At 65.2% G+C, this 13,015-nt stretch carries 12 protein-coding genes; 7 read left to right on the forward strand and 5 right to left on the reverse strand.

The window, feature by feature from the left end:
* Nucleotides 1–47: 47 nt before the first annotated feature.
* Complete coding sequence (locus ASF04_RS07695; protein WP_056139633.1) at nt 48–3,422, reverse strand: penicillin-binding transpeptidase domain-containing protein; 3,375 nt, start codon at nt 3,420–3,422, stop codon at nt 48–50.
* A 173-nt stretch (nt 3,423–3,595) separates the two neighbouring features.
* Here ASF04_RS07695 and ASF04_RS07700 point away from each other — a divergent pair, with 173 nt between their 5' ends.
* Together ASF04_RS07700 and ASF04_RS07705 are read left to right on the forward strand one after the other, a co-directional pair.
* Entirely contained in the window at nt 3,596–4,147 is a 552-nt protein-coding gene (locus ASF04_RS07700; protein ID WP_056139635.1) for a YXWGXW repeat-containing protein, read from the forward strand.
* Between the two features lie 8 nt (nt 4,148–4,155).
* Nucleotides 4,156–4,851: a ribonuclease HI family protein gene (locus ASF04_RS07705; RefSeq protein ID WP_307139882.1), complete on the forward strand. Its 696-nt coding sequence runs from the start codon at nt 4,156–4,158 to the stop codon at nt 4,849–4,851.
* A gap of 155 nt (nt 4,852–5,006) precedes the next feature.
* Here ASF04_RS07705 and ASF04_RS07710 read toward each other — a convergent pair whose 3' ends face one another.
* Together ASF04_RS07710 and ASF04_RS07715 are read right to left on the reverse strand one after the other, a co-directional pair.
* Nucleotides 5,007–6,614: a methyl-accepting chemotaxis protein gene (locus ASF04_RS07710; RefSeq protein WP_056139639.1), complete on the reverse strand. Its 1,608-nt coding sequence runs from the start codon at nt 6,612–6,614 to the stop codon at nt 5,007–5,009.
* A 57-nt stretch (nt 6,615–6,671) separates the two neighbouring features.
* Nucleotides 6,672–7,166, reverse strand: a complete 495-nt coding sequence (locus ASF04_RS07715) for a chemotaxis protein CheW (protein ID WP_019922516.1) — start codon at nt 7,164–7,166, stop codon at nt 6,672–6,674.
* Between the two features lie 141 nt (nt 7,167–7,307).
* Here ASF04_RS07715 and ASF04_RS07720 point away from each other — a divergent pair, with 141 nt between their 5' ends.
* The 5 genes from ASF04_RS07720 to ASF04_RS07740 all read left to right on the forward strand — a co-directional run bounded on the left by ASF04_RS07720 (nt 7,308) and on the right by ASF04_RS07740 (nt 11,728).
* Nucleotides 7,308–7,949, forward strand: coding sequence for an HD domain-containing protein (locus tag ASF04_RS07720; protein WP_056139640.1), 642 nt, complete (start codon nt 7,308–7,310; stop codon nt 7,947–7,949).
* On the forward strand, nt 7,940–9,187 hold the full coding sequence (locus ASF04_RS07725; protein ID WP_056139642.1) for a TCR/Tet family MFS transporter: 1,248 nt from the start codon (nt 7,940–7,942) through the stop codon (nt 9,185–9,187). The genes ASF04_RS07720 and ASF04_RS07725 overlap by 10 nt, the downstream gene beginning before the upstream one ends.
* 198 nt (nt 9,188–9,385) lie before the next feature.
* Nucleotides 9,386–10,444: a tryptophan--tRNA ligase gene (trpS, locus tag ASF04_RS07730; RefSeq protein ID WP_056139644.1), complete on the forward strand. Its 1,059-nt coding sequence runs from the start codon at nt 9,386–9,388 to the stop codon at nt 10,442–10,444.
* Nucleotides 10,445–10,470: 26 nt separating this feature from the next.
* The gene (locus ASF04_RS07735; RefSeq protein WP_056139724.1) at nt 10,471–10,752 is read left to right on the forward strand and encodes a DUF1294 domain-containing protein; all 282 of its coding nucleotides are present in this window, start codon (nt 10,471–10,473) and stop codon (nt 10,750–10,752) included.
* 1 nt (nt 10,753) lies between these two features.
* Nucleotides 10,754–11,728 (forward strand): DMT family transporter, encoded by a 975-nt coding sequence (locus ASF04_RS07740; protein ID WP_056139646.1) that lies wholly within the window; start codon nt 10,754–10,756, stop codon nt 11,726–11,728.
* A gap of 11 nt (nt 11,729–11,739) precedes the next feature.
* Here the strand turns inward: ASF04_RS07740 and ASF04_RS07745 are convergent, their stop codons facing one another.
* Nucleotides 11,740–12,357 carry an LON peptidase substrate-binding domain-containing protein gene (locus ASF04_RS07745; RefSeq protein WP_056139648.1) on the reverse strand — a complete coding sequence of 206 codons (618 nt, stop codon included), beginning with the start codon at nt 12,355–12,357 and terminating at the stop codon, nt 11,740–11,742.
* 308 nt (nt 12,358–12,665) lie between these two features.
* The gene (locus ASF04_RS07750; protein ID WP_019922509.1) at nt 12,666–12,956 is read right to left on the reverse strand and encodes an H-NS family nucleoid-associated regulatory protein; all 291 of its coding nucleotides are present in this window, start codon (nt 12,954–12,956) and stop codon (nt 12,666–12,668) included.
* Nucleotides 12,957–13,015 lie beyond the last annotated feature (59 nt).

Below are 13,015 nucleotides of genomic sequence, written 5' to 3' on the forward strand. Positions count from 1 at the left end.
CGATCATCATGCCACAGCCAGGTCGAGCCATTATCGCGTTTACAAGGCTATTTTCCCCTCTGTTCGACGTTCTGCCCCGCCAGGGTAGCCAGCACGGCCGCCACCACCGGCGCCGCATGGCCGCCGCCGGTGCTATCCGAGTGGCTCACAAAAGCGGCAAATGCCAGCCGGTGGGCCTGGCCAGGCAAGGTGCCCGGTTCCAGCCAGCCGGTGAACCACACGGTGGCGATGTCGCCGCCAGTCGGTGCCGTGCCGGTCTTACCATACAGGCCGGGGCGCACAGCGGCCAGCGCGGGGCCGCCGAATGCCCCGGCGCCGGTGCCCGCATCGACCACACCCTTCATGCCGGCGCGGATACGGTCGAGCCGTACGCCGGTAGGCGCCATGGAAGGAACTTTACCGCGATGGCCGTCGAGATCGAGCAGTAGCCGGGGCACGACCAATTGGCCCTGCCCCACCGCCGCCGAGGCCAGCGCCATGTGCAGCGGCGTGACCTGCATGCGCAGGCCGATCGCCATCTGGCGCAGTTCGTGGCGGGTGTGGATGGTGTCGATATGGGCCGGCGTGGCTTGCAGCGCATCCCAGGTGTGCCAGTCGAAGTCAGATGGCAGCAGGCCGCCATCGAGCCGCACCGGTTGCTCGAAGCCGAGCCGGTGCGCCGCCGCGACGATGGGCCGTACGGTGTCGAGCGCGTCAGCGTCGAGCGCCTGCACGCCGGGCGCGCCGCCGTCGGGCCGGCCGAACAGGCTGCGGTCGCTCAACTCGCCGGTCCAGGCGAACCAGGTATTGAGGCTGTAGGTCAGCGCCTGCGCCAGTCCCAGCCGGCCGTCCTGCGCGCGCCGGTCCAGGCCCTGCTCGCGGTAGTTGGTGATGCGTGCTTGCCGGGGTTCCTGCGGATACGTGGGGGCGCCGGTTAGAAAGCCGAAGCCGCGCTGGCGCGCCAGTGCATTGATGGTTGGCAGCGGCAAGCCGGCCAGCAGCGCATCGAGCTGGCGATCCTTTTGCGCTGCCATTTCCAGCCCCAGCGCGCTGATCACCTTGAACGTGGAACCGGGACTCTGGTGGGCGCCGCCGTCGTGCTGCAGGGCCGGCAGACGCAGGGCGCTGCGGGCGGGATTGGTGCGGTCGTGGTCGCGCGCTTCGGTCCAGTTGGCGGCATTGACCTCGCCGCCGCCGGCGCCGGCCGCTGCCAGGACGTCGCCGGTTTCGGTGTCGAGGATGACCAGGCCGGCGCGGCGCGCTTGCGGCGTGGCCTGTGTAGCCTGCCCGCCGGCGCAGCCGGCGCCGGTCCAGCGGCCCTGGCGCATGCCCACGCATTCGAGGATGCGCTGGCTCAGCGCCTGCAACGGCAGGTCGAGCGTCAGCGTGGCCGTGACGGGCGCCCCGGCCGTCGGCAAGCGGGACAGCATGCCGGCCACGCTGCTGGCGTGTTCCGGGCCAAGCCCGAGCAACGGCGCCAGGCCGGCGGCGCTGGCAGCTTCGGTGGGCGCGCCATCGTTCCACAGCGGCACGCCGTGGCGGTCGGACAACCGTACCGGGGACGGCGCGGCGACCGGAGCCGACGCGCCGCCGGCCAGCGGCTGCCATACCAGCTTGCCACCGGCCACGCGCAGGTGACGATACTGCTCGTCGTCCGGTGCGCTGAAGGCAAGTGGGCGCACGTTGACCGCCACCTCGCGCACGCCGGCGTGCAAGGTCAGCGACACTTCCTGTACATCATCGGGTCCTGTGCAGGCGCGTCCGGTGCAGGCCGGACCAGCGCGCATGGCAGCGCCGCTGCTGCCGACCACCGTGCCCGCCACCAGCAGGCGCAGCACCTCGCCGCCGGCCGCCGCATGCGGCAAGTTCACGGCCAGCCGAACCAGCGGCGCCGGCCTGCCGTTGCTGCTGGCGTTGCCGTTGCCGTTGTCGTTGCCGTTGTCGTTGCCGTTGCCGTTGCCGTTGCCGTTGCCGCCAGCACTAGCCTCTCCCGCTGCCGGCCAGCGTGCCACCCGCGTCCACGGCTGCCAACCTTGCGGCAAGGTAGCGAACAGGCGCGCAGCTGCCACCGGCATGCGCGTGGTGGTCGCGACCATCACCGGGCCGCTGTCGCCGCTGCTGCCACCCCGCCCGCCACTATCCACACTGGCGCGCCACTCCAGCGCCGCAGAGGAATCGCCACGCAGACGCCATGCCAGCAAGCGCCGTTCGCCGTTGAAGATATCGACCTGCTGCCGCACATAGGCGCCGTCGGCCTGGTGGTACAGGCGCTTGAACAGTTTATCGGTAGTGGCTCCGGGCGGGATATGGCCCCAGTCGTCCGGCTGCGCCACGCGATCTGCGGGCCTGGCGGCCAGCCATTGCGGCAAGTCGCGCGGCGCCAGTTCGATCACGCCGGCGGCACTCAGCCGCAGCAGGCCGGCCGCTTGCAGGGCGCCAAACAGGGCCTGGTCTTCCAGCACCGGCGCGGCGCCAGCGGGTACCCGGTAACTGCCGGGTGCGAGACGCGTGCGCACCGCAGCGCCGCGCGCGGGAAAGGCCACCACCAGTGCATTGGCCGCATCGATGGCCGCAGGCGCGGCGCGCCGGTACAATTGCACCAGCAGTTCTCCTGCGCGCGGGCACAGCACATTGGCGCGCCGCTCCAGCCGCAGCGCCGAGGCGGCGCCCCACAGCAACCAGCCCTGCCGGCGCAACGCGACCTGGCCGGACGCGCCCTGCTCCACCTGGCCCAGGCTGGCGTCGCCGATCCAGCGCGCCTGGCCCTGGCGGCTGCGCCAGGAAAGGTTCAACGGTTCGGCCAGCGGATCGGCGAAATCGGCGCGGGCATTGCCTTCGATCCGTACTTGCGGCATGGCGTCGAGGCCGGCGCCGCTGTCGGACACCAGCAGCACATTGCGCTGCGCCGCAGGCGTGCCCGACGCCAGATTGTCGGCCACCTGGCGCTCGACATCGGCAAAGCGTTCGCCCAGAAGCAGCGGCAGCAGGCGTGCATCGCCAGGATTGTCGGGACTGCGTAACTGGCTGCACAAATCCACCCGCACCACCGGCGCGGCCTCCATGCCGGCCAATACCAGCAGCGCGCCGTCGGCATGCAGACTGGTGGTGGCGCCAGCGCTGTCCGGCACGGTGAATACGGCGCCGGGCAAGGCGGTGCGCAGGGTATCGACCGGCTGCGTCGAGCGTGCCGGAGCGGCAGCGCCCAGGTGGCGCGCGTGGCCAACGATCAGCGCGCCGCCGGCTAACGTCAGCAACACGGCCAACGTGGTCCACAGCCACGCGGAGCGGCTTGATGGCAGCGCCACGGCGGCAGCGCGGGTAGCCACCAGCGCAAGTTGCGGCCGCGCGCGCAGCCGATCGCCGGTGCGCAGGTTGGCCTGGCGGCGACGCGCGCGGCGGCGCTCGGTCAACGCCTGCAAAAACTGGCTGAATAATCGTGGCATCCGGCTCTCGGGTTCAATGGGTGACAGCGCGGGTTAGCAGGGGGAAGACGAAAAGTGGCGTGTCGCTTACAATTCCGCCCTGACTTTGTGTCATATGTAAAAAGTTGCATCAATCAGCGGTGCTCAATATCGCGCTTGCTATATTGGATTCATCTGCAAACCGGAGACACATCATGACCACACGCTCGCACACCGTTTTCGCCGCCGCCCTGCTGGCCTTGAGCGCCGCGGCCTTCACTCCCACGATCGCCTCCGCCCAGGTGGGCGTGAGCGTGGTGATCGGCCAGGCGCCGCCACCGTTGCGCTACGAGCGCGTGCCGCCACCGCGCAGCGGCTACATCTGGTCGCCCGGCTACTGGGACTGGCGCAGCAACCGCCACGTATGGATCGGCGGCGACTGGGTGGCCGTACGCCCCGGCTACGTCTATTCGCAGCCGCACTGGGTGCAACGCCAGGGCCGCTGGTACCGCGAGCAAGCGCGCTGGAACCGTGGCCCCCACGGCGACCGCGATCACGATGGCATCCCCAACCGCTACGACCACCACGACAACCGGGGCCACTACCGTGACGACCGCCGCGACTACCGCAACGACCATCGCGGAGACAACCGGGGCCGGGGCGACCGCGATCACGACGGCGTGCCGAACCGCTATGACCGCGACCGCGATGGTGACGGCGTTCCCAACCGCCACGACAACCGTCCCGACAATCCTCGCCGTAATTAATGACATTGATGCAGCAACCTGACGAGTTTGAAACGCTGGCCACGGCCGCCTTCCACGGCGAGCGCGTGGCCGCGCGCCGTTTGGCCGCGCGCGCGCACCTCACCGAAGCACAGGCGCTGCACCAGATACTGACGCTGGCGGCAAGCCAGGGCGGGCTGGCCGATCTGGCGGCGCTGCTGAACGTGCGTGCGCAAGCAAGACAGCTGGACGAGGACCGCCGCGCCGCGCGCCGCGCGCAGCAGGCCGACCAACTGGCGCAGCGCAAGGCGCAACTGGCGCCGCCGCAGGACCGCTGGCGCGGCTGGTTCGACGGCTCCGCTCACCCCAATCCGGGCCGCATCGGCATCGGCGCCCTGCTGTGCGGTCCTGGCGGCGAACGCATCGAGATCAGCCGCCGCGTCGGCCACGGCAACAGCGGCGAGGCCGAATACCTGGCCCTGACCGCGCTGTTGGAGGCTGCCGTGGACGCAGGCGCGTACGACCTGCTGCTGTACGGCGACAGCCAGGTGGTGGTCAACGATGTCAATGCGGGAAGTGAGGCGACCGGCGCAAGCGGCCTGGAAGAGCACCGCGCCCGCGTGCTGGCGCTGATGGAAAAAGTAAGCACCAGCCGCCTGCACTGGGTGCCGCGCCACCGCAACGGCGACGCCGACCGCCTGTCGCAGCAGGCGATCGAACAATCGCCGGCCGAGGAAGAAGACTGAGGGTCTGTCGCAACAAGGAGGAGGCAGCCGATTGCAATGCCCCGGTGACGGCGGCAAGGCGCGACCGAGAGGCATGGCAGGCCATGCGATGACGAGCAACGCTGGCCCCGCTGCAGGGGCGCGCAAGCAGCGCCTCATTGCCTACCGGGATGGTTCTAAGTGATCTGCAACGCCGCCTTGCGCGGCCTGGCGCCCGGGCGCGACTGGTACGCCATTCCTGTCACCTTGAACACCGCGACTGCCTGCGCCAGCACGGCCGCCTGCTGCTGCATCGATTCCGCCGCAGCGGCGGCCTGCTCGACCAGCGCGGCGTTCTGCTGGGTCACGGCGTCCATCGAACCGATAGCCTGGTTGACTTCGTTGATGCCGGCGCTTTGCTCGGTGGTGGCGGCGGTGATTTCGGTGATGATGTCGCTCACGCGCGCCACGCTGCTGACGATTTCGTCCATCGTGGCGCCCGCGTCGGCCACCAGCTTGCTGCCCTGGTTGACCTTGTCCACCGAGTCGCCGATCAGTTGCTTGATTTCTTTCGCGGCCGACGCCGAGCGCTGCGCCAGGTTGCGCACTTCCGACGCCACCACCGCGAAGCCTCGCCCCTGCTCGCCGGCGCGCGCCGCTTCCACGGCAGCGTTCAGGGCCAGGATGTTGGTCTGGAACGCGATGCCGTCGATGACGGCAATGATATCGACAATCCGGCGCGACGACTGATTGATCGAATCCATGGTATCCACCACCTGCGACACCACCTGCCCGCCCTTGACCGCCACCTGCGACGCCGATGCCGCCAGCACGTTGGCCTGGCGCGCGTTGTCGGCATTGTGTTTGACGGCGGACGTCAACTCCTCCATCGACGACGCGGTTTCCTCCAGCGCGCCGGCCTGCTGCTCGGTGCGGCGCGACAGGTCCTGGTTGCCCTCGGCGATTTCGGTGGACGACGTGGTGATATGGTCGGTACCGCTGCGCACCTCGGCGACGATGCCCAGCAGGCTGGCGTTCATCTCTTTCAGTGCGCCCAGCAGTTGTGAGGTTTCGTCGGTGCCTCGATCATCGATGTGGCCGGTGAGATCGCCGCTGGCCACGCGGCGGGCCGCCACCACGGCCGCGCGCAGCGGACCGGTAATGCCGGACGTGAGCAGCCAGGCGCACAGCACGCCAAACGCCAGCATCAACGCCGCCAGCACCAGCAGCAGGTTACGGCTGGTGCTGGCCACGGCGTCGATATGGGCGGCAGTGGCGTCGATCCGGGCGCGCTGCAGCTTGAGCAGGTCGGCGATCAGGGCCTGGTACTTGGCGGTGCCGGGGACGAACATGGTATCGAAGATGCGCTGCGCCTGTTCCAGGTCGCCGGCTGCCTTGAACTTGCTCAGTTCATCGCGCGAAGACAGGTAGATCTTGCGCTGCGCGCCGATACGGGCGAACAATTCCTTCTCGTCCGGTTCGGTGATCAGTTCCTCGATTTTTTTCTGGTACTCGGACGAGCGCGCCGACGACGCCTTCGCTTCATCGGCAAAATATGTCGCCAGGCTGGCGTCGGTGCTGCGGGCGATTGCCGTGGTGCGCTTGATAGCGCTATCAATATTACTGGACCAATCGCCGATCATGCGCTCCTTGGCCAGCGGCACCTGCATCATGTCGGCCGTGGCCGACGCCACGCCTTGCAGGCGCCACACGCCGATGCCGGTGATCACCATGGCAAACGCCAGGATGACCGTAAACCCCAGCGCCAGGCGCTTGCCGATACTGATATTCGCCAACATATTCATTCTTGCCTCTTGGTTCAAAAACAATCTGCAACGGATGCCAGCATCGGCATTCAATACTTAAGCAGCCATTGCTGTTTTCTCGATAAGCCCCATGTCTTCGCTGGACATCAGCTTGTCGATATCAACCAGGATCAACATGCGGTCTTCGATGGTGCCCAGGCCCACGATGTGGTCGGTGTTGATGGCCGAACCGATTTCCGGGGCCGGCTTGATCTGCTCGTGGGTCAGCGTGGTCACGTCCGACACGCGATCGACGACCATGCCCACCACGCGGTGGCCGATATTGAGGATGATGACGACCGTGAACTGGTCGTAGCTCGGCGTGCCCAGGTTGAACTTGATGCGCATATCGACGATCGGCACGATGATGCCGCGCAGGTTGACCACGCCCTTGACGAATTCCGGCGCATTGGCGATGCGGGTCGGGGTTTCGTAGCTGCGGATCTCGCTGACTTTCTGGATATCGATACCGTATTCTTCCTGGCCCAGGGTAAATGCAAGAAACTCGCCGGCAGGGGAATTGGCGTGCATTTCGGTGACGTTGCTGTTCATTGCGGTAATCCTTCACTAAAAATATGGCCTAATGTTACCTCAAGTCAAGTTTCCAAGCATCAACTATTCGCTCCTGAACCTCCCCACCGCACGAAAATAGTGCTTGGGCAAGGTATGATGGCGGTTTGATTGTGGAGTCTCATGGACAGCTTGCTCGACTACTGGCAGCCACGCCTGATCGCCCTGGCCACCGCCGGGCAGGACGACGACGGCGCGCACGATATCAATCACCTGCACCGGGTGTGGCGCAACGCCACCCTGCTGCTGGCCCGGCATGAAGAAGCCGATGCACTGGTGGTGCTGGCCGCCTGCTACCTGCACGATCGGGTCAACCTGCCCAAGAACCATCCCGAGCGCCACCTGGCCTCGCGCCAGGCCGCCGCACTGGCCACGCGCGAACTGGCTGCGCGCGATTTTCCGGCCGAACGACTGGCCGCCGTGGCGCACGCCATCGAGTGCCACAGCTTTTCCGCCGCCCTGCCCGCCCACACCATCGAGGCGCAGATCGTCCAGGACGCCGACCGCCTCGACGCGCTGGGCGCAGTAGGCCTGGCGCGGCTGTTCTACATCGCCGGCCGCATGGGATCGAATCTGGCGCACAGCCATGATCCGCTGGCACGCCACCGCGAGCGCGACGACCGCGCCTATGCGCTCGACCATATCGAGACCAAGCTGGCCACCCTGCCCGGCAAGATGCAGACCGCCACCGGCCGCCAGCTGGGCGAAGAACGGCTGGCGGAACTGCTGGCGTTTCGCGACCGTTTTGCCGAAGAGTGGGCGTAGTGTCGGCGCCGGCAGCCACGCCACGGGCGGCTAATCTCAACTTCATCCTGATCTGCGTGTTCATCGACATGCTGGGCGTGGGTCTGATCGTGCCGGTGCTGCCGGTGCTGGTCGGCCAGTTCACGTCCTCGCGCGACGAACAGTCGCTGTGGTACGGCGTGATGAGCGCCACCTTCGGCCTGATGCAGTTCCTGTTCATGCCCATGCTGGGCGCCTTGAGCGACCGCGTGGGCCGGCGCCCGGTGATGCTGTATTCGATGGGCGGCATGTGCGCCAATTTTCTCGCCACCGCCTGGGCGCCCAACCTGGCCTGCCTGTTCATCGGCCGCGTGATCGGCGGCATGTCGTCGGCCAGCATGTCGGTGGCGGCGGCGTATGCGTCCGACATCTCCACGCCCGAGAACCGCGCCAAGAGCTTCGGCAAGGTGGGCGCGGCGTTCGGCCTCGGTTTCATCTGCGGTCCGATGCTGGGCGGCCTGCTGGGCGGCATCGATATCCACCTGCCGTTCTACGTAGCCGCCGCGCTGTCGGCCGCCAACTTTATTTACGGCTACCTGGTGGTGCCCGAATCGCTGGCGCCGGGCGTGCGCCCGCCGTTCGACAAGGCCCGCCTCAACCCGTTCACCTCCCTGATCAAGCTGGGGCGGCGCACCGACATCCGTGGCCTGGTGATCACCTTCACGCTGGTCACCTGCGCCCAGATGATGCTCAACACCACCTGGGTGCTGTACACCACGTTCCGCTTCGACTGGACGCCGGGCCAGAACGGCTTTGCGCTGTTTTGCGTGGGGTTGACTGCCGCCGTGGTGCAGGCTGGCCTGCTCGGGGCCTTGATCCGCCGCTGGGGCGAGGTCAAACTGGCACGGCTGGGGATCATCTCCGGCGCGGTGGCCTACCTGGCCTATGGCCTGGCCACCGAGGGCTGGATGATGTACGCCATCATCGTGTGCAATGTGCTGGCCTTTGCCGCTGGCCCGGCGCTGCAAAGCCTGGTCTCGCGCGCCACCCCGGCCGATGAACAGGGCGAGTTGATGGGCTCTCTGCAGTCGATCAGCAGCGCGGGCGTGATCGTGATGCCGCTGCTCGGTTCCGCCATCCTGGCCCAGGTCAGCCGCCTGCCGGCCGGCGACTGGCGCATCGGCGCCACTTTCTTCCTGTGCGCGGCAATGCAGGTGGCGGCCATCGTGGTGGCGCGGCGCTACTTTACGACCCACCCGCATGCGACGGACCGGCCTTGACAGACCGGCGCCGAACTGCAACCATACGGCCATGAATTTTTTCACCACATTGCTGCTGAATTGGCGCCGCTCCTAGCGAGCGCGGCCACTATTTCACTGTTTCCCGATAGTGATGTGATATTTTTATCAACGCCGCCCGAGTCTGGTGGCGTTTTTATTCGTCGAGCCGGACTTGGGCAACCCAAGGAATACTGCCCGATGAACCAGCCCGACCAGTCCCAAGTTATCTCTTCCGCGCCCGCTGCCACGGCGGCCAAGGGTCCGACCGTGATCCTGACCGGCGACCGTCCGACCGGCCCGCTGCACCTGGGCCACTACGTGGGCAGCCTGCGCAACCGCGTCACGTACCAGGACGATTACCAGCAATTCATCATGCTGGCCGACTCGCAAGCGTTGACCGACAATATGGAAGACGTCAACAAGGTCCACCGCAATGTCGTGGAAGTGGCGCTCGACTACCTGGCAGTGGGCATCGACCCGGCCAAATCGACCATCCTGATCCAGTCGCAGATTCCTGAACTGGCCGAGCTGACCTTCTATTACCTGAACCTGGTGACCGTGGCGCGCCTCGAGCGCAACCCGACCGTCAAGGCCGAGATCGTGCTGCGCGGCTTCGAACGCGATATCCCGGCCGGTTTCCTCACCTACCCTGCTTCGCAGGCGGCCGACATTTCAGCCTTCAAGGCGTCGATCGTACCGGTAGGCGAAGACCAGATCCCGATGATCGAGCAGACCAATGAAATCGTGCGCCGTTTCAACCGCCTCGCCAACCGCGACGTGCTGGTCGAATGCAAGGCGCTGGTGCCGGAAATCGGCCGCCTGCCGGGCACCGACGGCAAGGCCAAGATGAGCAAATCGCTCGGCAACACCATCAACCTGGGCGCCACTGCCGCCGAGATCACCGCCGCCGTCAAGAAGGTCTATACCGACCCGCTGCACCTGCGCGTGGAAGACCCTGGCCACCTGGAAGGCAACGTCGCCTTCATCTACCTCGACGCTTTCGATCCTGAAAAAGACAAGCTGGCGGAAATGAAAGCGCATTACGTGCGTGGCGGCCTGGGCGACTCGATCGTCAAGAAGCGCCTGGAAGTGGTGTTGCAGGAAATGCTGGCGCCGATCCGCGCCCGCCGCGAGGAACTCGCCCAGGACAAGGGCTACATCATGCAAATGCTCAAGGAAGGCACGTTCCGCGCGCGCGAAGTGGCGGCCAAAACCGCCGATGAAGTGAAGGCCGCGCTCGGCCTGTCGTACTTCTGAGCGTGCCCACGCCCGGCGTGTTGACCATGTGGCCGCTGCTGGCCATGTGGCTGGCCTCGGTGTATGCAGTGGCCAGCACCGTCTGCTACATCGTGTATGCCATCGACAAGGCTGCCGCCCGGCGCGGCGAGCGCCGTATTCCCGAGCGCGTTATGCTGCTGCTCGGGTTCTTGTGCGGCTGGCCCGGTGGCTGGCTGGCCCAGCGCCGGCTGCGCCATAAAACCGCCAAGACCTCGTTCCAGGTCCGGTTCTGGATCTCCGTAGCCTGCAACCTCGCCGCCCTTGGCTGGCTGTGCTGGGGCTACTGACATGTGGCGTGGCGTTTTCTGCGGCCTGCTGGCCGGCGCGATGTGGGGCATGGTGTTCATCGTGCCCGCCTACCTTACCGCATTCACGCCGCTGGAAATGGCCTGCGGGCGCTATATCGCTTACGGCCTGATCGCCGCCGTCCTGCTGCACCGGCGCCTGCCGCCGCTGCTGCGCCGGCTTGACCGCAGCGATGTGTCGGCCATGGTCAAGCATGCGCTGGCCGGCAACATCGTTTATTACATGCTGCTGGCGCTCGGTGTGCAGATGGCGGGCGTGTCGGCCACGTCGCTGATCATCGGCGTGCTGCCGATTACCGTCACCCTGATGGGCCGCAAGGACCACGGCGCCGTGCCGCTGCGCCAGCTGGCGTGGCCGCTGCTGCTGGTCGCGGCCGGCATTGCCTGCATCAATATCGATGTCTTTTCGCACGATGCGGTCACCAGTGCCGGCGCCGGCGCCACGCTGGCAGTCAAGCTGGCCGGCGTGGTGTGCGCCGTCGGCGCCCTGCTCTGCTGGACCTGGTACTCGGTGGACAATGCCCGCTACCTCAAGCGCAATCCGCATTTCAGCAGCGGTGAATGGTCGGCGCTGTACGGCGTCTCGAGCGGGCTGATCGCGCTGGTGATCGCGGCCGTGGCGCTGGCCGTGTTCCATGACGACGTGACCGGCGCCGGCGCCGTGGCTAGCGGACGCGACTGGACCGTTTTCTGGATCGTCAATGCATTGCTGGCACTGGGCGCCTCCGTGATCGGCAACCATTTATGGAATATCGCCAGCCGCACCGTGCCGCTGACGCTGTCGGGCCAATTGATATTGTTTGAAACCCTGTTCGCGCTTGGCTATGGTTTTATCTATCACCAGCAATGGCCGCGCGTGCTGGAAGTGGCGGCCATGCTGTTATTGGTGACAGGCGTGATGTGGTCGGTGCGGGTGCATGCGCTGGACAGCGCCGGCACCGTGCATCCCGGCGATTAAATATTTCTCTACTACTGGTCCAATAAACCGTTTTCGCTGAGTACGTCCTGGATTAACTCCAGGCGTAATACTGGATTTTCCTGCAACAGCAGGCGCTGTTTTTCTTCCTGCGGCAGACGCAGTAATTCGCACCAGCGATTCGCCACCCAACCGGCCTCATCTAATCGATACGGCGGCGACAGCGGCATTTTGGAAATCGAAATCTGTTTTTTTTGCAACGAGCGGATCAGCGAGCCAAGTGCATTGGCCACGTCCTGCTGTTCAGCCGGAACCGGCACCACCATATCTTCGGCCATGTTATCGACGTCGGCCATCCATAAACCGTGTTTCAACTGGTGCGCGGAACGCACCTGAAAACGCGTGGTACCGATGCACGATATCTGCAACAGGCCCGGCATCGGAGAAACCCATTCGGTAATCCTGGCCATGGTGCCGCCAGTGGATAACGTATCTTGCTGATCTGGCACGCGTGTTTCGCTGCCTTCGAGCAGGGAAACCACGCCAAATTGTTCGTCCTGTTCGATACAGCGCTTGACCATGTCCAGATAACGAACTTCAAACACTTGCAGCGGCAAATGCCCGTCAGGGAACAGAGTGGTATTGAGGGGGAAAAGAGGAATCGAAGCCATGCCGCCATCATCGCACGAAACAGCCGGGACCGGTTTCAGTGCGTTCGCCTTTCATCAGAAAAGCAACGGCTATAAATACCTTAATGAAATGCAAGGCACGCGTTCACCAGTCTGAACAACGGTCACGCATGCCTGCCTTTGCAACCACAGGCTGCAAATAAACTTGCAAAAACTAATATCTAATAATGAATCTCCAAAAAACCGTAGCGAGCGGCTTGCTATCGTCTCGAGTAGCGGAGGCGTACGAATGTACGCTGAGCAACGGAGAGGCGATAGCGAGACGCGCAGTAGGTTTTTGGAGATTCAGATTATTTAATCAGGAATTGGTTCTTGTCTTTACCTTCGAGCCATTTCGGCGCACGGCCACGGCCGGTCCAGGTTTGGCCGGTAGCTTCGTCACGGTATTTGGTTGGCACCGGTGCGCGGGTTTTGACTGGTTTAACTTTGGCAACAGTACCCAGGTCGGCAATGGTCAGGCCGTAATCGCGCATGATGGTGGCGATTTGCTCTTTGGCCTTGGTCACTTCGTTTTTACGGGCATTTTCAGCCAGGTTTTCCAGCTCGGCGATTTTTGCTTTGTACTCTTGGTAGGTCGTCATCTTAAATCCTTCTTATCGGCGGGTTGTTCACTAAAAAACCACAAGTGAGAATGTGTGAG

This window comes from Duganella sp. Leaf61, assembly GCF_001421905.1.
In the GTDB taxonomy this organism is placed as follows: Bacteria; Pseudomonadota; Gammaproteobacteria; order Burkholderiales; family Burkholderiaceae_D; genus Rugamonas; species Rugamonas zoogloeoides.

Bases quoted from the DNA above. Each gene is read 5' to 3' on its own strand.
- ASF04_RS07705 (WP_307139882.1), top strand. From the start codon at position 4,156: ATGCAGCAACCTGACGAGTTTGAAACGCTGGCCACGGCCGCCTTCCAC.
- ASF04_RS07695 (WP_056139633.1), bottom strand. From the start codon at position 3,422: ATGCCACGATTATTCAGCCAGTTTTTGCAGGCGTTGACCGAGCGCCGC.
- ASF04_RS07750 (WP_019922509.1), bottom strand. From the start codon at position 12,956: ATGACGACCTACCAAGAGTACAAAGCAAAAATCGCCGAGCTGGAAAAC.
- ASF04_RS07720 (WP_056139640.1), top strand. From the start codon at position 7,308: ATGGACAGCTTGCTCGACTACTGGCAGCCACGCCTGATCGCCCTGGCC.
- trpS (WP_056139644.1), top strand. From the start codon at position 9,386: ATGAACCAGCCCGACCAGTCCCAAGTTATCTCTTCCGCGCCCGCTGCC.
- ASF04_RS07715 (WP_019922516.1), bottom strand. From the start codon at position 7,166: ATGAACAGCAACGTCACCGAAATGCACGCCAATTCCCCTGCCGGCGAG.
- ASF04_RS07740 (WP_056139646.1), top strand. From the start codon at position 10,754: ATGTGGCGTGGCGTTTTCTGCGGCCTGCTGGCCGGCGCGATGTGGGGC.
- ASF04_RS07745 (WP_056139648.1), bottom strand. From the start codon at position 12,357: ATGGCTTCGATTCCTCTTTTCCCCCTCAATACCACTCTGTTCCCTGAC.
- ASF04_RS07710 (WP_056139639.1), bottom strand. From the start codon at position 6,614: ATGAATATGTTGGCGAATATCAGTATCGGCAAGCGCCTGGCGCTGGGG.
- ASF04_RS07700 (WP_056139635.1), top strand. From the start codon at position 3,596: ATGACCACACGCTCGCACACCGTTTTCGCCGCCGCCCTGCTGGCCTTG.
- ASF04_RS07735 (WP_056139724.1), top strand. From the start codon at position 10,471: ATGTGGCCGCTGCTGGCCATGTGGCTGGCCTCGGTGTATGCAGTGGCC.